This window comes from Rhizobacter sp., from assembly GCF_046595475.1.
Classification (GTDB): Bacteria; Pseudomonadota; Gammaproteobacteria; order Burkholderiales; family Burkholderiaceae_C; genus Rhizobacter.
Window position 1 is genome coordinate 1 of sequence record NZ_JBKJOQ010000049.1, and the last position, 22,200, is coordinate 22,200.

At 65.4% G+C, this 22,200-nt stretch carries 22 protein-coding genes and 1 tRNA gene; 15 read left to right on the forward strand and 8 right to left on the reverse strand.

Annotation, left to right across the window (positions count from 1 at the left end):
- Positions 1 to 486: alanine--tRNA ligase-related protein (locus AC30QB_RS09495; RefSeq protein ID WP_489545968.1), on the reverse strand; the 486-nt coding region annotated here is incomplete at its 3' end.
- Positions 487 to 632: 146 nt separating this feature from the next.
- Between AC30QB_RS09495 and AC30QB_RS09500 the strand changes: the two genes are divergently transcribed.
- Positions 633 to 2,105, forward strand: coding sequence for an NAD-dependent succinate-semialdehyde dehydrogenase (locus tag AC30QB_RS09500; protein WP_489545969.1), 1,473 nt, complete (start codon positions 633 to 635; stop codon positions 2,103 to 2,105).
- Positions 2,106 to 2,215: 110 nt separating this feature from the next.
- Here the strand turns inward: AC30QB_RS09500 and AC30QB_RS09505 are convergent, their stop codons facing one another.
- The 3 genes from AC30QB_RS09505 to AC30QB_RS09515 all read right to left on the reverse strand — a co-directional run bounded on the left by AC30QB_RS09505 (position 2,216) and on the right by AC30QB_RS09515 (position 4,127).
- On the reverse strand, positions 2,216 to 3,097 hold the full coding sequence (locus AC30QB_RS09505) for a GGDEF domain-containing protein (RefSeq protein ID WP_489545970.1): 882 nt from the start codon (positions 3,095 to 3,097) through the stop codon (positions 2,216 to 2,218).
- Between the two features lie 61 nt (positions 3,098 to 3,158).
- Positions 3,159 to 3,232, reverse strand: a tRNA-Gly gene (locus AC30QB_RS09510).
- 43 nt (positions 3,233 to 3,275) lie between these two features.
- A complete protein-coding gene (locus AC30QB_RS09515) occupies positions 3,276 to 4,127 on the reverse strand; it encodes an SDR family oxidoreductase (protein ID WP_489545971.1) in 852 nt (283 codons plus the stop codon).
- A gap of 204 nt (positions 4,128 to 4,331) precedes the next feature.
- On the opposite strand from AC30QB_RS09515, the gene trmB reads away from it, so the two are divergent.
- A complete protein-coding gene (gene trmB / locus AC30QB_RS09520) occupies positions 4,332 to 5,039 on the forward strand; it encodes a tRNA (guanosine(46)-N7)-methyltransferase TrmB (RefSeq protein WP_489545972.1) in 708 nt (235 codons plus the stop codon).
- On the opposite strand, the gene AC30QB_RS09525 is transcribed toward trmB, so the two are convergent.
- On the reverse strand, positions 5,040 to 5,861 hold the full coding sequence (locus AC30QB_RS09525; RefSeq protein ID WP_489545973.1) for an undecaprenyl-diphosphate phosphatase: 822 nt from the start codon (positions 5,859 to 5,861) through the stop codon (positions 5,040 to 5,042). It lies immediately after the preceding gene.
- A 183-nt stretch (positions 5,862 to 6,044) separates the two neighbouring features.
- Between AC30QB_RS09525 and AC30QB_RS09530 the strand changes: the two genes are divergently transcribed.
- From AC30QB_RS09530 to arsC, 10 genes are all read left to right on the forward strand, one after another.
- A complete protein-coding gene (locus AC30QB_RS09530; RefSeq protein ID WP_489545974.1) occupies positions 6,045 to 6,686 on the forward strand; it encodes a TetR/AcrR family transcriptional regulator in 642 nt (213 codons plus the stop codon).
- Between the two features lie 25 nt (positions 6,687 to 6,711).
- Positions 6,712 to 7,875: an efflux RND transporter periplasmic adaptor subunit gene (locus AC30QB_RS09535; RefSeq protein WP_489545975.1), complete on the forward strand. Its 1,164-nt coding sequence runs from the start codon at positions 6,712 to 6,714 to the stop codon at positions 7,873 to 7,875.
- A gap of 9 nt (positions 7,876 to 7,884) precedes the next feature.
- A complete protein-coding gene (locus AC30QB_RS09540) occupies positions 7,885 to 11,061 on the forward strand; it encodes an efflux RND transporter permease subunit (RefSeq protein ID WP_489545976.1) in 3,177 nt (1,058 codons plus the stop codon).
- Positions 11,062 to 11,115: 54 nt separating this feature from the next.
- Positions 11,116 to 11,781, forward strand: coding sequence for a protein-L-isoaspartate O-methyltransferase family protein (locus AC30QB_RS09545; protein WP_489545977.1), 666 nt, complete (start codon positions 11,116 to 11,118; stop codon positions 11,779 to 11,781).
- Complete coding sequence (locus AC30QB_RS09550; protein ID WP_489545978.1) at positions 11,781 to 12,119, forward strand: rhodanese-like domain-containing protein; 339 nt, start codon at positions 11,781 to 11,783, stop codon at positions 12,117 to 12,119. The genes AC30QB_RS09545 and AC30QB_RS09550 overlap by 1 nt, the downstream gene beginning before the upstream one ends.
- A 22-nt stretch (positions 12,120 to 12,141) precedes the next feature.
- On the forward strand, positions 12,142 to 13,479 hold the full coding sequence (locus tag AC30QB_RS09555; protein ID WP_489545979.1) for a TolC family outer membrane protein: 1,338 nt from the start codon (positions 12,142 to 12,144) through the stop codon (positions 13,477 to 13,479).
- Between the two features lie 88 nt (positions 13,480 to 13,567).
- Complete coding sequence (locus AC30QB_RS09560; RefSeq protein WP_489545980.1) at positions 13,568 to 13,894, forward strand: ArsR/SmtB family transcription factor; 327 nt, start codon at positions 13,568 to 13,570, stop codon at positions 13,892 to 13,894.
- 26 nt (positions 13,895 to 13,920) lie between these two features.
- Positions 13,921 to 14,406: an ArsI/CadI family heavy metal resistance metalloenzyme gene (locus AC30QB_RS09565; RefSeq protein ID WP_489545981.1), complete on the forward strand. Its 486-nt coding sequence runs from the start codon at positions 13,921 to 13,923 to the stop codon at positions 14,404 to 14,406.
- 9 nt (positions 14,407 to 14,415) lie between these two features.
- Entirely contained in the window at positions 14,416 to 15,159 is a 744-nt protein-coding gene (locus AC30QB_RS09570; protein ID WP_489545982.1) for an aquaporin, read from the forward strand.
- Positions 15,096 to 15,518, forward strand: a complete 423-nt coding sequence (arsC, locus tag AC30QB_RS09575; protein ID WP_489545983.1) for an arsenate reductase (glutaredoxin) — start codon at positions 15,096 to 15,098, stop codon at positions 15,516 to 15,518. Before AC30QB_RS09570 ends, arsC begins: the two co-directional genes overlap by 64 nt.
- On the opposite strand, the gene AC30QB_RS09580 is transcribed toward arsC, so the two are convergent.
- From AC30QB_RS09580 to AC30QB_RS09590, 3 genes are all read right to left on the reverse strand, one after another.
- A complete protein-coding gene (locus tag AC30QB_RS09580) occupies positions 15,515 to 16,738 on the reverse strand; it encodes a 3-deoxy-D-manno-octulosonic acid transferase (protein ID WP_489546001.1) in 1,224 nt (407 codons plus the stop codon). The two genes, arsC and AC30QB_RS09580, sit on opposite strands and share 4 nt — an antisense overlap.
- Positions 16,739 to 16,806: 68 nt before the next feature.
- Positions 16,807 to 17,778, reverse strand: coding sequence for a lipopolysaccharide heptosyltransferase I (gene waaC, locus AC30QB_RS09585; RefSeq protein ID WP_489545984.1), 972 nt, complete (start codon positions 17,776 to 17,778; stop codon positions 16,807 to 16,809).
- 4 nt (positions 17,779 to 17,782) lie between these two features.
- Positions 17,783 to 19,174, reverse strand: a complete 1,392-nt coding sequence (locus AC30QB_RS09590) for a phosphomannomutase/phosphoglucomutase (RefSeq protein WP_489546002.1) — start codon at positions 19,172 to 19,174, stop codon at positions 17,783 to 17,785.
- A 118-nt stretch (positions 19,175 to 19,292) separates the two neighbouring features.
- Here AC30QB_RS09590 and AC30QB_RS09595 point away from each other — a divergent pair, with 118 nt between their 5' ends.
- Genes AC30QB_RS09595 through AC30QB_RS09605 form a run of 3 tightly spaced genes read left to right on the forward strand, consistent with a single transcriptional unit; the run spans position 19,293 to position 22,192 of the window.
- A complete protein-coding gene (locus AC30QB_RS09595; RefSeq protein ID WP_489545985.1) occupies positions 19,293 to 20,768 on the forward strand; it encodes a DNA-3-methyladenine glycosylase 2 family protein in 1,476 nt (491 codons plus the stop codon).
- Positions 20,769 to 20,783: 15 nt separating this feature from the next.
- Positions 20,784 to 21,290, forward strand: a complete 507-nt coding sequence (locus tag AC30QB_RS09600) for a methylated-DNA--[protein]-cysteine S-methyltransferase (RefSeq protein WP_489545986.1) — start codon at positions 20,784 to 20,786, stop codon at positions 21,288 to 21,290.
- Positions 21,287 to 22,192: a DMT family transporter gene (locus AC30QB_RS09605; RefSeq protein ID WP_489545987.1), complete on the forward strand. Its 906-nt coding sequence runs from the start codon at positions 21,287 to 21,289 to the stop codon at positions 22,190 to 22,192. Before AC30QB_RS09600 ends, AC30QB_RS09605 begins: the two co-directional genes overlap by 4 nt.
- The last annotated feature ends 8 nt before the right edge of the window (positions 22,193 to 22,200 follow it).

The window sequence follows — 22,200 nt, forward strand, 5'->3', positions numbered from 1 at the left end:
GGCGTAGCGCGCGCCCTTGTTGTCGCCGATGCGCACGATGCGCTCGGCCGGCACGCCCACCGTCTTGTTCCAGATGTCGTAGGCCTCGTCGTCTTCGGCATACACCGTGACCCAGAGCTTGTCTTTGGGCAGCTTGTAGACCTCGGTCAGCAACTCCCATGCGTACTGGATGGCGTCTTGCTTGAAGTAGTCACCGAAGCTGAAGTTGCCCAGCATCTCGAAGAAGGTGTGGTGGCGCGCGGTGTAGCCCACGTTCTCCAGGTCGTTGTGCTTACCACCAGCGCGTATGCACTTTTGGGCGGAGGTGGCACGCGAGTAAGGGCGCTTGTCAAAGCCCAGGAACACGTCTTTGAACTGGTTCATGCCCGCGTTGGTAAACAAGAGCGTCGGGTCGTCACCCGGCACCACGGGGCTGGAGGCCACGATGGTGTGGCCCTTGGCTTCGAAGAACTTCAAGAACTGCGAGCGGATTTCAGAAGCTTTCATGCCGTGGTCTCTTGCGTTGCTCTTGCGCGCAACTGCTTGATTTTGCGAGGGTTTTGATTATAGGCGGCGAGGCCTTGCGAAGCCCCACCCAAGCTCATGCCCAGGGACCAAGACTTATCATCGCCGCAACCTCCGGAGACCCCGCCATGGACATCAAAGCTTCGCCTCTCGCCCTGCTCGCAGACCCCAGCCTGCTCAGAACCAATGCGTTGGTCAATGGTGAATGGGTAGGTGGCACAAGCCGCTTCGATGTGACCGACCCGGCCACCAGCCAGAAGCTGGTCGATGTGGCCAACCTGGGCGTGATCGAGACGCGCGCGGCGCTCGAAGCCGCGAACAAGGCCTGGCCGTTATGGCGCAGCAAGACGGCCAAGGAGCGCAGCGCGATCCTGATGAAGTGGTTTCACCTGATGCACCAGCACGCCGACGACCTGGCCCGCATCATGACCGCCGAGCAAGGCAAGCCGCTGGCCGAAGCCAAAGGCGAAGTGGTCTACGGCGCGAGTTTTATCGAGTGGTTTGCCGAAGAAGGCAAGCGCGTCTACGGCGAGACCATTCCGACCACCGACAACAACAAGCGCTACCTCGTCATCAAGCAGCCCATGGGCGTGTGTGCGGCCATCACGCCATGGAACTTCCCCATCGCGATGATCACGCGCAAGGTGGGCCCGGCGCTCGCCGCCGGTTGCCCGGTGATCGTGAAGCCCGCGGGCCAGACGCCGCTGTCGGCGCTGGCCATTGGCGAGCTGGCCCAGCGCGCGGGCCTGCCGCCTGGCGTACTCAACATCATCACCTCGGAGAAGTCGGCCGAAATCGGCAAGCTGCTGTGCGAGAGCGAGATCATTCGCCACCTGTCGTTTACCGGCTCCACTGAGGTAGGACGCATCCTGGCAGCGCAATGCGCGCCGACCATCAAGAAGCTGTCGCTTGAACTGGGCGGCAACGCACCCTTCATCGTGTTCGACGATGCCGACATCGACAGCGCCGTGGAAGGCGCACTGGCCAGCAAATACCGCAACGCTGGCCAGACCTGCGTGTGCGCCAACCGGTTGTATGTGCAAGACAGCGTCTACGACCAGTTCGTCAAGAAGCTGGCCGTCAAGGCCCAGGCGATCAAGGTCGGCAACGGCTTCGAGCCCGGCGTGACGCAAGGCCCGATGATCGACGACAACGCCATCGCCAAGATCGAGCGCCATGTGGCCGACGCGGTGGCCAAGGGCGCCAAGGTGCTGACCGGCGGCAAGAAAATCGGCGACCGCTTCTACGAGCCTACGGTGCTAACAGACACCACCAGCGACATGCTGTGCGCAAAGGAAGAAACCTTCGGCCCAGTGGCGCCGGTGTTTCGCTTCAAAACAGAAGAAGAGGCGCTCACGCTGGCCAACGCCACCGAGTTCGGCCTGGCCGCCTACTTCTACAGCCGCGACGTGGGCCGCATCTTCCGCGTGGGTGAAGGGCTGGAGTCGGGCATGGTCGGTGTGAATACTGGCCTGATCTCGACCGCCGAGGTTCCCTTCGGTGGCGTCAAGCAATCGGGCCTGGGCCGCGAAGGTTCGCGCCATGGCATCGAAGACTACGTCGAGATCAAGTACCTCTGCCTCGGCGACATTCAGAAATAGGCTCCTCGAGCGAGAGCAGCGACGCGCCCATCAAACAACGCCCGCGGATCCGGCTTTGCCGGTCCGCCAGGCGGCGCCCCTTGGGGGCAGGAGCGCAGCGACTGGGGGGCCTATTCATTTGCCGAGGTTTGCATGCCGTAGGCGCCGAGGAGCGCCGCGGCCGAGGCGTGGCGCAGCAGCTGGTCCGGCTGCTTGCCATCCTGCGGAAACTGCGCCAGCCCCACGTGCGTGGAGATGGGCACCGAGCTGCCGGCAATCTTGAACGGCTCGCGCAGCGCCCGCATGATCTTGTCGACCACGTGCTGCGCGTCGGTAGGTGACTCCGTAGACGGCAGCAGCACCGCAAACACGTCTGCCCCCAGCGAGGCCACCACGTCGCTCGATCGCACGCCGGCGCGCAGCCGCACAGCGACCTTGCGCCGTACCACGTTGGCCGACTCGTGGCCATGCCCGGCTTCCACACCTTGCAGGCCTTCGATGCGGAACACGAGCACGCTCACCGGCTTGGGCTCGCGCTCGCGCAGCGCGAGGATCTGGCTCATGTGCTCGATGAGCTGCTGGCGATTGGGCAGGCCGGTGCTGAGGTCGGTGGCGTAGGCCTTGCGTGCCTCTTCGTTGACCAGCCTGCGCTGCACGGCCAGCCGCACGCGCTGGGCCAATGATGCAGCATCGACTTGCAGCACGACGTCTTGCGCCCCGGTGTTCAGCAGGCGTTGCTGCGTGGCAGCATCCATGGTGTCAGTCAGCACCAGCACGACCGCCTCGGCGCACACCGTCGACAGCGCAGCCCAGGCGATGGGCGCCGCCTTCGCACCACCGGGAAGGCAGATCAAGACCACATCGGCACGCGCGGCGGCGTCGGCCGCCAGCGCGTCCAGCCCGCTCACTTGCTCGGCGGAGTAAGGGCCCCAGGGTCCGGCATCAGGCAATTGGAACGCTGACGCGGGCTCGGGTCTGTCGACCCAGACGACGCGCAGTTGCTTGTCATTCATCCCGTGTCCCTTCGAAGCGCCGCAAAAACGACAAGGGCCGCATGTGCGGCCCGTCGAAAACTGGAGCGGGTGAGGGGAATCGAACCCCTGTATGAAGCTTGGGAAGCTGCCGTTCTACCATTGAACTACACCCGCGTTGCGCGCAGATTCTACCCGGCACACCGGGCGCCGCACGCCGCTATGGCAAGCGGGCCCCCGTCATCGCCAGCACCGAATCGCCCGTCGGGTCTACGTACTTGCGCCCAATCATGGCCTTCATCGCGTCAGACGTGGCATAGCGCAGATGCGGTTTGTCGGCCGTGGCGGCTTCGAGGATGACCCGGGCCACGTCGCCCGCTGTCTGCCCCAGGGTCGCAAATGCGGCCTTAGAGCCTTCCAAGTAGGCGTCAAGCATGGGCTTGTAGGCACTGGCGGACGCGGCCACTGCCGGCGCCACCGCCGCAGCGCGCGCACTGACCGATTTGACGAACTCGGTGTTCACCGGCCCAGGCTCGATGAGGCTTACGCTGATACCCAGTCGCGCAGCCACCGGTGCAAGGCTTTCCATGAAACCTTCGACCGCAAACTTGGCAGCGCAGTAGGCGTCGTTGAAGGGGTGACCCACCAAGCCGCCGATGCTGCTGATGCTGATCACCCGCCCGGCCCGCGCTTCACGCATCGCAGGCAGTACCGCCTGCGTCACGCGCCACACGCCGAAGAAATTGACGTCCATCACGTCGTGCAGTGCGGCCATCGAGGTCTGCTCCATGGAGCCGAGGTAGCCGCTGCCCGCGTTGTTGACCAAGAGGTCGATCTGCCCGTACTCGCCCAGCACAGACTGCACGCAGCTCGCGACCGACGCGTCGTCTTGCACGTCCATCTGTCGTATGTCGAGCTTCACCTTGGCCGCTTGCGCCTCGCTGCGCAAGGCATCGGCGCGGGCCGGGTCGCGCAGCGTGGCGACCACGGTGTAGCCCGATTGCGCGAGCAAAACCGCGGTGGCCAACCCGATACCCGATGACGTGCCTGTCACCAATGCAACCTTGCTCATGCGTTTCTCCTTTATGAATCGGTGGACGTATCCGCGCGCTGTGAGTTCTGAGAACACATCGCCGGGCCTGCTAATGATGCTACGTACGCCCGCGCCTGACACCTGTTCCCGACGTGACAGCCCACCGGCAAGCCGACATCGACAGGGCACACGCCTGGGTCACAATGCGGGCCCCTTATCCCGCAAGAGCGGCCGGGCCTGCCCATGACCGACCCAAAACAGCCGCCCCCTGACGACACCGCGCGCCCCAGGCGCAGCATCCGCAGCTTCGTGGTGCGCGCAGGGCGCATGGGCCCGGGGCAGATACGCGCGCTGGAAACACTGGGGCCGAAGTTCGTGCTGCCCTATGCGCCGCAGGTGTTGACAGCGCTGCAGGTGTTCGGCCGCAGCGCGCCGCTGGTGCTGGAAATCGGCTTCGGCATGGGCGGCGCCACGGCGCAGATCGCACAAGCCCTGCCCGGCAACGACTTCCTCGGCGTGGAAGTGCACACCCCCGGGGTTGGCGCGCTGCTAAAGCTGATCGACGAGATGCGGCTGAGCAACCTGCGCATCGTGCAGCACGACGCCGTGGAGGTGCTGGAGCACATGATCGAACCCGGCTCGCTGGCCGGCGTGCACATCTTCTTTCCCGACCCCTGGCACAAGAAGAAGCACAACAAGCGCCGCCTGATCCAGTCGCCTTTTGTCGCCAAGCTGGTCACACACCTTGCGCCCGGTGGCTACCTGCATTGCGCGACCGACTGGCAACCCTATGCACAGCAAATGCTGGAAGTGCTGTCAGCCGAGCCGGGCTTGCGCAACACCGTCGAGGGTTATGCGCCGCGACCCGAGTACCGACCGCTCACCAAGTTTGAGAACCGTGGCCTGAAGCTGGGCCATGGGGTGTGGGACTTGGTGTTTGTGAAAGCCTGATCAAGCTGCCCAGGTGACCAGGCCGCTCCACGCCGTCGCCAGCACCACGATGCCGAAGGCGATGCGGTACCAGGCAAACGGCACGAAGTTATGGGTGGCGATGTAGCGCAACAACCAGCGCACGCACAGCCAGGCCGAGATGAACGAGAACACCAGGCCGATGGCAAACAGCGGAATGTCGGCCGCGCTCAGCAGCGCACGCTCCTTGATCAGGCTGTAAACCCCTGCGCCAATGAGCGTCGGGATCGCCAGGAAGAAGCTGAAATCGGTGGCCGCCTTGCGGCTCAAGCCCAGCAGCATGCCGCCAATGATGGTGGCGCCCGAGCGGCTGGTGCCGGGCACCAGGGCCAGGCACTGCACCAGGCCCACCTTGAGCGCGTCCCAGGGTGTCATCTCGTCGACCGTCGCCACGCGCACCTTGGTCGTCAGCCGCTCAGCCCACAAGATGATGAAGCCGCCAATGATGAAAGTGCTGGCCACGACCACCGGCGTGAAAAGGTGGGCCTTGATCATCTTGCCCAGCGAGAGCCCGAACACCACGGCCGGCAGGAAGCCGATGGCCACGTTGAGCGTGAAGCGCTGTGCCTTCTGGCTGCTGGCCAGCCCCAGTGCGGTTTCGCGCAGGCGCTGCCAGTAGACGAGCATCACGGCAAAGATGGCCCCGGTCTGGATGGCAATCTCGAACACCTTGACCTTGTCGCCCGTGAAGCCGAGCAATGAGCCGGTGAGGATGAGGTGCCCCGTGCTCGAGATGGGCAGGAACTCGGTCAACCCCTCGACGATGCCCATGATGGCGGCCTTGACCCACAACGCTATGTCCACACCTTGCCCCCGTTCTCGAAAACGACGGGCGATGATAGCGGGGCGCTTGTCGCAGACCTCGCGCGACCTTCACGCATCTTTACCGCGCGAATGTCCTCACGCCAGGCTGCTTCGACAGGCCTTGCCTTGACCCTGCCCTTCCGCACGGCTACATTACTGACTCGTTAGTCAGTATCTTCCCCCATGCCCAAACCTGATCCGGTTACACCCCTGCGGCAACGACGCAAAGAAGCGCGCCCGCAAGAACTGCTGGATGCCGCTCTGGCCTTGTTTGTCGAAAAGGGCTTTGCCGCCACGCGCTCAGACGAAGTCGCCGTGCGCGCCGGCGTCTCCAAGGGCACCTTGTATCTCTACTACCCAAGCAAGGAAGAGCTGCTCAAGGCGGTGATCCGGCAAAACCTGTCGCAACTGATCGCCGAGGGCGCCGGCATAGCCGACGAGTTCGAAGGCTCGTCAGCCGAGTTGCTCACCATGCTGATGCACACCTGGTGGGACAGGGTGGGCAACACGCCGGCCGGCGGCATTCACAAGATCATGATGTCCGAGGTGCGCAACTTCCCCGAGATTGCGCAGTTCTACCGCGACGAAGTGATCCAGCCCGCCAACGAACTGCTCATGCGTACACTTCGGCGCGGCGTCGAGCGCGGTGAGTTCCGCGACCTGCCGGTCGAAGAGGTGACGCATGCGTTGTACGCCCCGCTGATCTTCATGGCCCTGCACAAGCACTCGTTCGGGGCCTGCCCGGCTGAGGGCATGGACATCGACCCCGACCGCGTGATCGCTACCCACATTGACCTGGTCTTGCACGGTCTGCTCAAAAAATAGCTGCATCTCAAGGGAAGAAGAGTTCATGACGACGAAACGCTGGCTCAAATGGCTGATTGCCGCGCTTGTGCTGCTCGCGGCGTGCGCCGTGGTGGCCAAGAAATGGCAAACCGGCAAACTGGAGCGTGCGGCTTCCAGCAAGCCGGTCGCCGCCCAAGGTTTCGATCTGGCCCCCACCGACGTGGTCGTCGCTAGCCCGCAAGAGCTGGTGCGCACGCTGCCGATCTCGGGCGGCTTGAAGGCCGTCAACAGTGCCTTCATCAAGGCGAAGGTTTCTGCCGAAGTGAAGACACTCACCGTGCGCGAGGGCGACACCGTGAAGGCCGGCCAGGTGATCGGCCAGCTCGACACCTCGGAGCTTGAGCTGCGCTTGCGCCAGGCCGAGCAAACCGCTGCCTCGTCGCGCGCACAGCTCGACATTGCCAAACGCGCACTTGAAAACAACCGTGCGCTGGTGGCGCAGGGCTTTATCTCCGCGACAGGGCTCGAAACTTCAATCTCGAACGCAGCCTCCTCGCAAGCCAGCTATGGCGCCGCGGTCGCAGCCGTCGACCTCACGCGCAAATCACTGGCCGACGCCAAGCTGGTGGCGCCGATCTCGGGCTTGGTGTCGCAGCGCCTGGTGCAGGTGGGCGAACGCGTGTCGATCGACGCCAAGATCGTGGAAGTGGTCGACCTTTCGCGCATCGAGCTCGAAGCCGCGATGGCGCCTGAAGACGTGGCCGACGTGCGGGTGGGCCAGGCCGCACGCCTGCAGATCGACGGCTTCAGCGAGCCCATGGCCGCCCATGTGGCGCGCATCAACCCCAGCACCCAGGCCGGCACGCGCGCCGTACTGGTCTACCTCACGCTCGCGCCGCACCCTGGCCTGCGCCAGGGCCTGTTTGCCAAGGGCAGCATCGAGCTGCAGCGCCGCTCGGCGCTGGTCGCGCCGGTGAGTACCGTGCGCGTGGACCAGGCCAAGCCCTACGTGCTCGCGGTGGTCGATGGCAAGGTGGTGCCCAAGACGGTGGCGCTCGGCGCCCGTGGCGAGGCCACGCTCAATGCCGGCCGCGAAAGCGTGGTCGAGATCATCGAAGGCGTGGCGCCCGGCAGCACCTTGCTGCGCGGCGTGGTGGGCCAGCTGCGCGAGGGCACGCCGGTGAACCTGCTGACCGCCACCGCGGCCACCGCTTCTGCCGCACGCTGAGCCGCCGCCATGTGGTTCACCCGCGTTTCCATCGGCAACCCTGTCATGGCCACCATGGTCATGTTGGCCTTCGTGGTGCTGGGCTTGTTCAGCTATCAGCGCCTGTCGGTCGACCAGTTCCCCAACATCGACTTCCCCACTGTGGTGGTGGTGATGGACTACCCGGGCGCTTCGCCCGAGATCGTCGAGAGCGAAGTCACCAAGAAGGTTGAAGAGGCCGTCAACACCGTGGCCGGCATCAGCACGCTGTACTCGCGCTCGTATGAAGGCACCTCGGTCGTCATCGTCGAGTTCAACCTCGATGTCGATGGCCGCAAGGCCGCCGACGACGTGCGCGAAAAGGTGTCGCTCGTGCGCCCGCTGCTGCGCGACGAAGTGAAAGAGCCGCGCATCTCGCGTTTCGACCCGCAAAGCGTGCCCATCTACAACGTGGCGGTGCTCGCCACCGACGGTAAGAAAACGTCGCAAGAGCTGACCACCTGGGCCACGCAGGTGCTGCAAAAGCGCCTGGAGAATGTGCGCGGTGTCGGCTCGGTGTCACCGGTGGGCGGCGTGGCACGCCAGATCAATCTCTTCGTGAAGCCGGCCGCGCTCGAGGCGCTGGGCATCAGCGTCGACCAGGTCGTGGCGGCCGTGAAGAGCGAGAACCAGGAGCTGCCCATGGGGGCCATCCGCTCGCTGGAGCAAGAGCGCGTGGTGCAGATCAACGCGCGACTCAAACGGCCCGAAGACTTCCGCGAGATCGTGGTGGCGCGAAAAAATGGAAATGCCATCAAGCTGTGGCAGGTGGCCGACGTGCTCGACGGCCCGCAAGAAGTCAACAGCCTTGCGCTCTACAACGGCCAGCGCACGGTGCTGCTGTCGGTGCAGAAGTCGCAGGGCGAAAACACCATAGGCGTGGTCGATGGCTTGAACAAAGCTTTGGCCGATGCCGCCGCCTTGACCCCGGTTGGCATCAAGGTCGAGGTGATCCGCGACAACTCGCGCGCCATCCGCGTGTCGGTGGCCAATGTCAAGCGCACGCTCTTCGAAGGCGCGGCGCTCACGGTGCTGATCGTCTTCCTGTTCCTGAACTCGTGGCGCTCCACCGTTATCACCGGCCTCACGCTGCCCATCGCGTTGATCGGCACCTTCTTGTTCATGTACGTCTTCGGCTTCACCATCAACACCATCACGCTGATGGCGCTGAGCCTGTGCGTGGGCCTGCTGATCGACGATGCCATCGTGGTGCGCGAAAACATCGTGCGCCACGTGCAGATGGGCGCAAGCGCGCACGAGGCGGCGCTCAAGGGCACCAACGAGATCGGCCTGGCCGTGCTGGCCACCACCTTCTCTATCGTTGCGGTGTTTCTGCCCATCGGCTTCATGGGCGGCATCGTGGGCAAGTTCTTCCACGAGTTCGGCTTGACCATCGTGGCAGCGGTACTGATCTCGATGTTTGTGAGCTTCACGCTAGACCCCATGCTGAGCAGCATCTGGCACGACCCGCAGGCCCACGGCCATGTGCACCAGGGTGCGCCGGTCACGCTGTACGACAAGACCATAGGCCGCGTCACCAAGCTCTTCGATCAGCTCACCGAATGGTTGTCGCGCTCGTATCAAGGCATTCTTCGCTGGTCACTGAAGCACAAGCTGGCCACGCTCGGGATTGCAGCCGCCACGTTTGTGGGCAGCATCTTGCTGGTACCGGTGCTGGGCACAGAGTTCGTGCCCAAGGCCGACTTCTCCGAGACGCAGATCAACTTCTACACCCCGGTAGGTTCGTCGCTCGAAGTGACCGAGTCGCGCGCCCGCCAGATCGACACCCTGCTACGCCAGATGCCGGAGGTGAAGTACACCGTCACCACCATCAACAGCGGCCAAGCCGCCGGCAAGATCTACGGCGCCACCTACATCCGCTTGGTTGACCGCAAAGACCGCACGCGCAGCATCGACCAGATGACGGTACCGCTGCGCGCGCAACTCTCCCGCATCCCCGGCATCACCGTGACCAACATCGGCCAGACCGACCTGGGCGGTGGCAAGAGCCTGCAGTTTTCGGTGCAAGGCAGCGACCTGGCCGAGCTGGAGCGCCTGTCCAAGGAAATCATCACCCGCATGCGTGCCATACCGGGGCTGGTCGACGTCGACAGCACGCTCAAGCCCAACAAGCCCACCGTGGCCATCGACGTGAAGCGCGACGCCGCAGCCGACGTGGGCCTGAACGTCAACGCGCTGTCCAACAGCCTGCGCACCTTGGTGGCAGGCACCACGGTCGGCAACTGGCGCGCACCCGATGGTGAAAACTACGACGTGAACGTGCGGCTCACGCCCGAATCACGCGTGTCGATTGCCGACCTGCAGCGCCTGCCCATCAACGTGGCCGCCGCGGCCGACGGCTCGCCGCGATCGGTACGCCTGTCTCAGGTGGCCGACGTGACGCCCTCCACCGGCCCCAACCAGATCAACCGTCGCGACCTCAACCGCGAGATCAACATCGACGCCAATTCATTCGGGCGCAGCTCGGGTGCCGTTTCGGCCGATATCCGCAAGGCGCTCGACAGCATGGCCTGGCCGCCGGGCTATCGCTACAGCTTCGGCGGCTCCACCAAGAACATGAACGAATCGTTTGCCTATGCCATCGGCGCGCTGGCCCTGGCGATCGTGTTCATCTACATGATTCTGGCCAGCCAGTTCAAGAGCTTCTTGCAGCCGCTGGCACTGATGAGCTCGCTGCCGCTCACGCTGAGCGGCGTGGTGCTCACCTTGCTGGCCTTCGGCTCCACGCTCAACATGTTCAGCATCATCGGCGTGGTGATGCTGATGGGCCTGGTGACCAAGAACGCCATCCTGCTGGTCGACTTCGCCATCCGCAGCCGCGAGGGAGAGAACGGCGCGCCGCCGATGGAGCGCGAGCAAGCCCTGCTGCACGCCGCTCAGGTGCGGCTGCGCCCCATCCTGATGACCACGCTGGCCATGATTTTTGGCATGGTGCCGCTGGCCTTTGCCCTGAGCGAAGGCTCGGAGCAGCGCGCGCCCATGGGCCAGGCCGTGATCGGCGGTGTGATCACCTCGTCACTGCTGACACTGGTTGTCGTGCCCGTCATTTATTGTTACCTCGACGACCTGTCGCAATGGCTCAAGCGCAAGCTGACCGGCCGAGCTCACCCCCCGGCGGCGGTGGCCGAGCCGGCGGGCGGCAAATAAGATGCGCCGCTTTTAATGCAAACACCACTCACCTGCCCTCGCGAGGACATCGCCATGAACACCGAGCAAGCCCGCTTCAACATGATCGAGCAGCAGATCCGCCCCTGGGACGTGCTGGATGCCGGCGTGCTGTCGCTGCTGGCCATCGTCAAGCGCGAAGACTTCGTGACTACCGCCTACCGCAGCATGGCCTTCTTCGACACCGAGGTGCCGCTCTCGTCCAACACCCGAGACGGCCAGCACATGCTCGCCCCCAAGGTCGAAGCCCGCCTGCTGCAAGAACTGGCGGTGCGCCGACACGAGCGCGTGCTCGAGATCGGTGCCGGCTCGGGCTACATGGCCGCCCTGCTGTCGCACAAGGCACGCCAGGTCGTCACGCTCGAGATCGACCCGGTGCTCGCCCAGATGGCGTCTGACAACCTCAAGCGTGCCGCCATCTCCAACGTGAGCGTGGTCGAGGGCGACGGCTCCAAGCGCCTGCCCACGGCGGGCCCATTCGATGCGATCTTGCTGTCGGGCTCGGTGGCCACGGTGCCGCCCGCGCTGCTCGATGAGCTGAAGGTGGGGGGCCGACTGGCCGCCATCGTGGGCCAGGAGCCCGTCATGTGCGCCGTGCTGGTCACCCGCGTGAGCGACAAAGAATTCAAGAGCGTCAACCTGTTCGACACCGTCGCGCCTCGCCTGTCGGGCTTCGACGAGCCTTCGCGCTTTCACTTCTGATGCAGCAAGTACAGGTTCGCGACGTGCAAGCCCTGCTGGCCAGCCTGCCGGGTGACGCGCAGCCCGTGCTGCTCGACGTGCGCGAGCCGTGGGAGGTGCAGCACGCCTCGCTGTCGCTGCCAGGCACGCGCACCGTCTGCATCCCCATGCAGGAGATCCCATCGCGCCTGAACGAGCTAGAGCCTTCGCAGCCCATCCTCGGTTTGTGTCACCACGGGGTGCGAAGTCTGCAGGTCGTCGCATTCCTGGCACGCCAGGGCTACGAGCACGTGTACAACATCGCCGGCGGTATCGATGCCTGGGCCCACGAGGTCGACGCATCCGTACCCACTTATTGAGTCTTCAACGAAGGAACGCTTCATGTCCGCTGTTTCCATGTTTCGCCTGCCCCGGCTGAACCGCCTGGCCCTGGCGGCCGCCCTCACCCTGGGTGCCGCGCCATACGCGCAAGCGCAAAGCCTGCAGGAGCTGTACGACACGGCACGCGGGTATGACGCCACCTATCTGGCAGCGCGTGCGCTGGCCGATTCGGCGCAGTACAGGGCAGAGCAGGTGCATGCACTGCGTCGACCTTTCGCCGATGCCACCTTGGGCGCCAGCCGCAACACGAACGACAACAGTGCTGGCGAGTTCACCACCAAGTCGACCGCGGCCAGTCTGAACGCGAGGCAATCTCTGTTCAACCGCGCCAACGACGCCGACATTTCGAAGGCAGATCTGAGCGTCGAGGCGTCAAAAGCCGACCTTGAACTGGCTGAACAAGAGTTGATCGTGCGGGTGGCCCAGTCGTACTTCGACGTGCTCGCAGCTCAAGATGCCTTGACCACGGCGCAAACCAGCAAGAAAGCCATCTCGGAACAACTGGCCTCGGCCAAGCGCAACTTCGAAGTAGGCACGGCCACCATCACCGATACACGTGAAGCCCAGGCGCGCTACGACCTGACCACGGCACAGGAGATTGCGGCTGACAACGACCTGCTGACCAAGCGCATCGCCCTCGACCAATTGGTGGGGCGCACCGGTGTGCAGCCCAAACCGCTCACCGTGCCGGTCGTCCTGCCGCCCGTGATCCCCGGGGATGTCAATGCCTGGGTCGACCAGACCGAGACGGCACCCAATGTGCGCAAGGCCAAGATTGGCTATGACATCGCCCAGCTCGAAACAAGCAAAGCGCGCGCTGGCCATTTGCCCACGGTGGGCCTGTCGGGCAGCCTCGGGCGCTCGCATGTCACCGGCAACAACCCCCAACCCGGCGCTACCGGCAACATCAACACCACCAGCGTCGGCGTGCAGCTCACGCTGCCGCTGTTCGCCGGCTTCTCGGTGCAAAACCGCATCAAAGAAACGCTGTCACTCGAAGAGCAGTCGCGCAATTCGCTGGATGCCGCCCGCCGCTCGGTGGCGCAGGCCACGCGCCAGACGTATTTTTTGGCCCAGTCGCAACAGGCCCAGGTGAAGGCGTTGGAAGCTGCCGAGGCGTCGAGCCAGGTCGCGCTCGAAGCCACGCAGCTCGGCTACAAGGTGGGTGTGCGCGTGAACCTCGATGTGCTGAATGCGCAGACGCAACTCTTCACCACCAAGCGAGACCTGGCCAAGGCGCGCTACGACGTGCTGGTCAACAGCTTGAAGCTGCGCGCGGCTTCGGGCCAGCTCAAGCCGGGTGACGTGGCCGCCGTCGACGCCATGCTGGCCAGGTAGTACTGCTGCGCCTCTTTCCCAAAGCCCCGCATTGCGGGGCTTTTTTGTGCCATTTTTTCAATTCGACTTTTCTGGTATATTGGTTTTCATGACTGAAGATCAGGTAGTCAAGGCCCTGGCTGCACTCGCACACCCGCTGCGACTGAAGGTGTTTAGGGCGCTGGTCGTGACTGGCCCTTCCGGGCTCACACCAGGCGTGATGCAAGAGGCACTTGACGTGCCCGCCACCACCCTGTCGTTTCACCTCAAGGAGCTGGCGAACTCGGGGCTTGTGAGCTTCGAGCGCTCCAGCCGAACGCTCGTCTACCGCGCCGCCTACGAAGAAATGAACGGCCTGCTCGGCTACCTCACCGACAACTGTTGCCAGGGTGCAGCGTGCGCCCCCACCGCCTCGTCAGCCACTTGCGTGTGCTGACGTCTTTCATCACCAGGAGCCCACCCATGAAGCGTTTCCACGTACACGCCCACGTCGAAGACCTGCAGGCCAGCGTCGCCTTCTACTCGAAGATGTTTGCGGCCGAACCCACGCGGGTCGAAAGCGACTATGCCAAGTGGATGCTGGAAGACCCGCGCCTCAATTTCGCCATTTCCACGCGCGGCGCAAAACCCGGGGTCGACCACCTGGGCATACAGACCGACACCGAAGAGGAACTCGTCGAGCTCAAGGCCCGCGCCGAAGCCGCCGACATGACGCTGCTCGACGTAGGCGAGACCAGCTGCTGCTATGCCCGCAGCGACAAGTACTGGGTCACCGACCCGCAAGGCATCGCATGGGAGCAGTTCCACACGCTGGGCAACATCCCAGTGTTCAGCGAAAAGGCGGCTGTTGACCAGAGCGCTTCGACGGCTTGCTGCGCCAGCGACGCGCCACGCGGCAAGCCGGTGGGCATCGCCGTGACCGGAGCGCCAAAGTCTTCCTGCTGCTGACGCCTCACCATGAAGAACCCTTCGACCCTCGCGCAAAAGGCATTCGCCGAGGGCCTGGGCACGGCGATGCTGCTTGCCGTCGTCATAGGCTCGGGCGTGATGGCCGAGCGCCTGGCGGGCGGCAACATGGCCATCGCCCTGATGGCCAACACCCTGGCCACGGTGGCCGGCCTTTACTTCATCATCGAGGTGGTCGCCCCCTTGAGCGGTGCGCACATCAACCCGGCAGTGTCTCTTGTGATGGCAGTGCGCGGCGAGCTGCCTCGCGCCCACGTGCTGCCCTACATCGCAGCCCAACTCATCGGTGCCCTGCTGGGCGCCTGGCTGGTGCACGTCATGTTTGACATGAGCGTGCTGCAACTCTCCACGCGAGTGAGAAGCGGCGCTGGCCAGTGGGTGGCTGAAGCCGTGGCCACCTTGGGCTTGCTGATGGTGATCTTGCTCGCGCCGCCGGGTCGCGTGGCCGGCCTGGTCGCGGCCTACATAGGCGCAGCCTACTGGTTCACCGCATCGACCTCGTTCGCCAACCCGGCCGCCGTGTTCGGGCGCATGTTCAGCGACAGTTTTGCGGGCATCGCACCCTCCAGCGCCCCCGCCTTCGTGCTGGCGGAGCTGGCAGGTGCAGCATTGGCCCTCGTGGCACACCGAGCGCTCGCCAGCCCCTCTTCTGTTCCGGAAAAAATCACCTCATGCCCGACATCACCATCTATCACAACCCCGCCTGTGGCACCTCGCGCAACACCTTGGGGCTGATACGCCACGCCGGCATCGAGCCTCAGGTCATCGAGTACCTGAAGACCCCGCCCTCCAGGGAAACGCTGAGCTTGCTGCTGGCGGCCATGGCCATGCCGGTGCGCGCGCTGCTGCGGGAAAAGGGCACACCCTACGACGAGCTGGGCCTGGGCGACCCCAAGTGGACAGATGAGCAATTGCTCGACTTCATCTGCCAGCACCCGATCCTCATGAACCGGCCGCTGGTCGTCACGCCGCTGGGCACCCTGCTCTGCCGACCATCCGAGGCGGTGCTGGCCTTGCTGCCGGTAGCGAAGCTGCCCGTTTTCACCAAGGAAGACGGTGAGGTGGTCGCAGACACGGGGCAGCGTAGAGCCTAGGCCTCAGTCGTGAGCAAGGGCGCGATGTACCGCGCCATGCGCTCGGCCGCACCCCGGTGTTGCGCGGCAAATGCCTTGGCGCGGTGCGCATACGCTTCACGCTCTTCATGCCCCGCCAAGCCCAAGGCGCGTGACACGCCCTCGGCCATGTCGGCCACACGCAGCGAAGCACCCGCCGCCAGCGACAGCTCGGCCGCCTCGGCAAAGTTGAAGGTGTGCGGCCCCATCACCACGGGGCAGCCACAAGCCGCAGCCTCGATAAGGTTCTGCCCGCCCAGCGGCGCGAAGCTGCCACCGAGCAAGGCCACGTCGGCGGCTGCGTAGTAGAGGGGCATCTCGCCCATGCTGTCGCCCATCCACACCTCGGCGGCAAGCGCCGCGTCGTCGGGCATCTCACCCCATAGGCTGCGGCGCGCCAGCGTCAAGCCGGCGGATTGCACCAGGCCGGCCACCTCGTCGAAGCGCTGAGGGTGGCGTGGCACGATCAACAGCAGCGGCCGCTGCGCAGTGGGCACTTTGGCCCACGCGGCCAGCAGCAGAGCTTCTTCGCCTTCACGCGTCACCGCCGCCAGCACCACCGGGCGCGCCAGTCGCGCACGCCAGTCGCGGCCACGCGCCAGCAGCACCTCGTCGGGCGCCATGTCGAACTTCAGGTTCCCGCACACGACCACCTCGCGCGCACCCGAGTCGCGCAAGCGCGTGGCATCGTCTTGCGTCTGCGCCAGCACCAGGCGCAGCGTGGCCACGGCTGGGTACATCACCGCGGCCAGTCGCTGCCCCTGGCGATGGCTCTTCACGCTCAAGCGTGCGTTGGCCAGCACCATCGGCACGCCTGCCGCGTACGCGGCGTGCAGCAGGTTGGGCCAGATCTCGGTTTCCATCAGCACACCGACCACGGGCTTGAACTGTGCAAAGAAGCGCTGCACGACACCTGGCGTGTCGTAAGGCAACCAGGCCTGCGCATCACCCTCTCGCAGCAGCGCCTGACCAGCCTCACGGCCGGTGGCCGTGCTGTGCGTCAACAGCAGACGCAGCGTGGGTTGCTGCCGGCGCATCGCATGGATGAGCGCCGCCGCCGCGCGCGTCTCACCCAGCGACACGGCATGCACCCACAAGGCCCCCTGACCCAAGCTCCCGCGGTAGTCGCCCAGCCGCTCGCCTATGGCATGGCGGTACAGCGGCTCGGCACGGCCGCGCCACCACAAGCGCAGCACATACATCGGCTTGAACAGGCGCAACAGGTTGGAATAGACCCGGCGCGCCAGCCAACCGCCGAAGGCGCTGTTGCTCACGCGCGGCCCACCCGCCGCACCACCTGCCAGGTGGCCCACACGAGGTCGACCTCGGGCGTGGGGTCGCGCTCGACCGACACCTGGTGCCGGTGCCCATGCGCCAGCTGCGGCCCGGTGCGCCATGCGGTCGGGAAGTTGTAAAGCTGCACATGCGGCAGGTCTAGCGCCACGGCGATGTGGCTCAAGCCACTGTCGACACCGATCACGCCCTGCGTGGCACCCATGCGGTCAACCAACGCGTCTAGCGACATCTCGGGCCACACGATGGCGCGGTTGCCCAGGGCCAGTGCCAGCCGCTGCGCACGCGCGAGCTCTTCGGCACCGGCGTGCGGCAGCGCCACATCGAAGCCCGACGACAACATGCGCTTGCCCAGGTCGACCCAGCTCTCTTCAGGCCACAGCTTGTCAGCGCGCGAGCTGCCATGCACGAAGACGACCGTCGGCCGTGCCGGGCGCTCGCCGTGCGATTGCAGACCGAAGCGCGGCGGGCCGCCGACGCGATAGTTCAGCGCACGAGCGGCGAGCTGGCGCGAGCGGTCGAGTGCATGGGTGCGCGGCTCGATCTCTATCGTCTTGTCGACCAACCAGCGCGCGGGCAGCTCATAGCCCGAGCCCTCGGTGCGGTTGGCCAGGCCATAGCTCGGGCCTTGCGCCATGCGTGCCACTAGAGCTGATTTGGTAAGGCCTTGCAGGTCGAGCACCGCGTCATAGCGATGGGCCTTGATTTGTGCGCGAAAGCTGCGCCACTCGGCCCGCACCGAAGACGTCCACCATGCCTTGCGCCAGCGGCGCTGGGCGCATTCGATCACGCCATCGACCCCATTCACCCGCCGCACCAGCGGTGCAAAGGCGGGCTCCACCACCCAGTCGATGTGTGCGTTGCTGTAGACGCTCTGAATGTCGTTCACCACCGGCATGGCGTGAACCACGTCACCCAGCGAGGAGAGCTTGACGATCAGAACGCGCACGTGATCAATGTGCTGCGGCAGCGACTTGTGCGTCGGGTTTGGCGGCCTTCAGCGCCGCCATCATGTCTTTCTCGATGCGGTGCAAGGCCTCAGGCGTATGCCCCTCGAAGCGCAGCACCAGCACCGGCGTGGTGTTCGACGCGCGAATGAGGCCAAAGCCGTCGCTGTATTCCACGCGCAGCCCGTCGATGGTGATGATCTCTTGCGCGCCAGGGAATTTGGCGTTGGCCAGCAGCTTCTTTACCACCTGCTGGGGCTCACCCTCGGCGCAAGGCACGTTGAGCTCGGGCGTGTTGAAGCTGGTGGGCAGGTTGTTCAGCACCTGGCTCGGGTTCTTGCTGCGCGACAGAATTTCGAGCAGGCGCGCTGCCGTGTAGGTGGCATCGTCGAAGCCATACCAGCGCTCCGAGAAGAAGATGTGCCCACTCATCTCGCCGGCCAACGGTGACTTCGTTTCCTTCAGCTTGGCCTTGACGAGTGAGTGCCCGGTTTTCCACATCAGCGGCTTGCCACCGTGCTCGCGGATCACCGGCGCCAGGCGCTGCGTGCATTTCACGTCGTAAATGATGGTCGCACCGGGGTTGCGGCTGAGCACGTCGGTGGCAAACAGCATCAGCTGGCGGTCAGGGTAGATGATCTGGCCGTCTTTGGTGACCACGCCCAGGCGGTCGCCGTCGCCGTCGAAAGCCAGGCCGATCTCGGCATCGGTGCTCTGCACGGTGCGGATCAAGTCGGCCAGGTTCTCGGGCTTGCTCGGGTCGGGGTGGTGGTTGGGAAAATCACCGTCGACCTCAGAGTAGAGCTCGGTCACCTCACAACCCAGCGCGCGAAGAATGCCCGGTGCAGACGCACCTGGAATCCCATTGCCCGAATCGACCACGATCTTCATCTTGCGCACGAGCTTGCAGTCGTTGACGATGCGGTGGCGGTACTCGGCCAGGATGTTCATCTTGGCCGACCGGCCCTTGCCGCTCACGTAATCTTCTTTCTCGATGCGCACGCGCAGCGCCTGAATCTCGTCGCCGTAGATCGCGCGGCCGGCCAGCACCATCTTGAAGCCGTTGTAGTCCTTGGGGTTGTGGCTGCCGGTCACCTGGATGCCGCTGCTGCAGCCATGCTTGCCACGTGTGGCGGCCACGTAATAGAGCATGGGTGTGGTCACGGCACCGAGGTCGACCACATCGAGACCCGTGGACACCAGCCCGCGGATCAACGCCGCCACGAGCGAGGGGCCTGACACGCGACCGTCTCGCCCCACCGCCACCGCCTTCTCGCCGGCTTTGCGCGCCGCGCTGCCGAAGGCCCGGCCCAGATGTTCGGCAAACGCTTCGTCGATTGTCTTGCCGACGATGCCGCGAATGTCATAGGCCTTGAAGTTGGACGCCGTAACTTGCATGCTCATGCTCTCCTGAAGGTGGGCGGATTGTAGAGACGGCAAACGACGATCCTGGCGGGCTGTGGGACATGTCCGAAAACGGCGAGTCAGGGCGCACCAGCCGCCCATAATTGGCTGCATGACACTCGATGCAGACGCCGCCTACCAGGTCTTCAAGGCCCGTGATGCCCGCTTTGACGGCCGGCTTTTCGTGGGCGTGACCTCCACCAAGATCTACTGCCGCCCGGTGTGCCGCGTGCGCACGCCGCGGCGCGAAAACTGCCGTTTCTTCACCACCCCCGCACAGGCCGAGGCAGCAGCCTTTCGCCCCTGCATGAAGTGCCGTCCCGAGGTCGCGCCGGGGCCGGGTCTCGCCTGGACGGTGATGGATGCCTCGCGCACCTTGGCCCGCCAAGCCGCCGGCTGGCTCGACAACCACCTGGGCGAAGAAGACACCCTCTCAATGGCCGGCCTGGCCGACCACCTGGGCGTGAGTGACCGGCACCTGCGCCGCATCTTCGCCACCGAGCACGGCGTCACCCCTTTTCAGTATTTGCAGACGCGCCGCCTGCTGCTCGCCAAGCAGCTGCTGACCGACACGAAACTGCCCGTGGCGCAGGTGGCGCTGGCCAGTGGCTTTCGCAGCCTGCGGCGCTTCAACGCCGCCTTTGCGGAGAGCTACCGCATGAGCCCCAGCCGCCTGCGCGACGAGGTCGACGAAGACGCCGCACCCGCAGACGACGCCATCAACGTGCGCCTGGGCTACCGCGCCCCCTACGACACGGCCGCGATGCTGCGTTTCCTTGCGCAGCGGGCGATACCGGGTGTCGAGCAAGTTGAGGGACTGTGCATACGCCGCAGCGTGCGCGCCGGGGTGCTGGGCGCGCACGCGGGCTGGATCGAAGCCGAGTTCGTGCCCGAGACCACCTCCCGAGCACCGCATGTGCGGCTGCGCTTTGCGCCAGCGCTGGCGCCGCACAGCGCGCGCGTGGTGGCGGCGGTGCGCCGCTGGCTAGACCTCGACGCCTCGCCCGAGGCCATAGACAGCACGCTGACCGACCTGCCCGGCGCACCCGGCCTGCGCCTGCCGGGCTGCGTCGACAGCTTTGAGATGGTGGTGCGCGCCGTGCTGGGCCAGCAGGTCACGGTGGCGGGTGCGCGCACCGTGGCACGGCGCTTCGTAGAGCGCTTCGGCGAGGCCATGGTCTCGCCCTGGCCCGAGATCGTGCGGGCGTTTCCCTCGCCGGCTGTCATGGCACAGACGCCCATCGAGCAAATCGCCGAGCTCGGCATCATCCGCACCCGTGCCGGCGCCATCCTGGCACTGGCCCAGGCCTGGCCCGAGATAGCGGCCAAGCTGCAGGTGCAGCAAGAGCCCGAAGCCCTGATCGCGGTGCTGCGCACCCTGCCCGGCATCGGCCCCTGGACAGCGCACTACATCGCCATGCGTGCACTCGGCTGGCCCGATGCCTTCCCGCCGAAAGACGTGGCCGTGCTCAACGCGATGAAGCCGCTCTTTCACATCACCACCCAGCGCGAAGCCGATGCGCTGATCGACCGCTGGCGGCCTTGGCGCGCGTATGCCGTGCTGCGGCTTTGGAACACCCTGGCTTGAAAGGACACACACACCATGACACCCACCCAATCGATCGCCACGCGCTGCACGGCCCAGGCGCACTTCCCTTCGCCGCTCGGCCCCATGCTGCTCGCGCGCACCGAAACGGGCCTGGCCGGCGCCTGGTTCGAGTCACAAAAGTGGCACCCCCAAGCGTTGACCGCACCCGAGCGGCCCGACGACCCGCTGCTGCAACAGGCCGCCACGCAGATCGCCGAATACTTCGCCGGCCAGCGCACGCACTTCGACCTGCCCCTCGACCTGCACGGCACGGCCTTTCAGCGATCGGTGTGGCAAGCCCTGCGCACCATAGAAGCCGGGGCCACGCAAAGCTACGCAGCCGTGGCGCGCAGCGTGGGCTCGCCGCAGGCGGTGCGCGCGGTGGGTGCAGCGGTCGGCCGCAACCCGGTGAGCGTGATCGTGCCCTGCCACCGCGTGGTGGGCACAGACGGCAGCCTCACGGGCTATGCCGGCGGCCTGGAGCGTAAGCGCGCCTTGCTGGCGCTGGAAGGCGCCTTGTGAAGCGAGCCGATCTGCTGGAGCTGATCTCGCTGGCCGCCCTCTGGGGTGCGTCGTTTCTTTTCATGCGCATGGGCGCGGCCGAGTTCGGGCCGGTGGCCTTGTCGTTCGTTCGCGTGCTGGGTGCCACCGCCCTGCTGCTGCCCCTGCTGGCCTACAAAGGCCAGCTGGCCGCGCTGCGCACGCACTGGCGGCCCATCCTGATGGTGGGGCTCACCAACTCGGCCCTGCCTTTTCTGTGTTTCAGCTTCGCGGCACTGTCGATCACGGCCGGCTTGTCGGCTGTGTTCAATGCCGGCTCGCCGCTCTTCGGCGCTGTCATCGCCTGGTGGTGGCTGAAAGACAGGCTCACACCTGCGCGCATTGCCGGCCTGGTGCTCGGCTTCAGCGGCGTGCTGTGGCTGGTCTGGGACAAGGCCGCCTTTCACCCTGGCGCCGGTGGCAGCGGCTGGGCTGTGCTGGCTTGCCTGGGGGCCACCGTGCTCTACGGCTTTTCGGCCAGCTACACGAAGCGCTACCTCACCGGCGTGCCACCCATGGCCGTGGCGGCGGGCAGCCAGCTGGGCGCGAGTGCATTTCTCGTCGTGCCGGCCTGGCTGTGGTGGCCTCAGCAGATGCCGACGGGCCAGGCCTGGTTCTTTGCGCTCGTGCTGGCGGTGGCCTGCACGGGGCTGGCCTACCTGCTGTACTTCCGCCTGATCGCCCACGTGGGGCCGGCCAACGCGATCTCGGTCACCTTCCTGATCCCCGTGTTTGCCGTGGTCTGGGGCGGCGTGTTTCTGCATGAACAGGTGAGCCTCGTGATGGCCTTGGGCTGCCTGGTCATTCTGTTGGGCACCGGCCTGGCCACTGGCTTGCTGAAGCCGCCCAAACTTGGTGCGAAGGCGTTGTCGAAACAGAAGTAGCGGGTTCA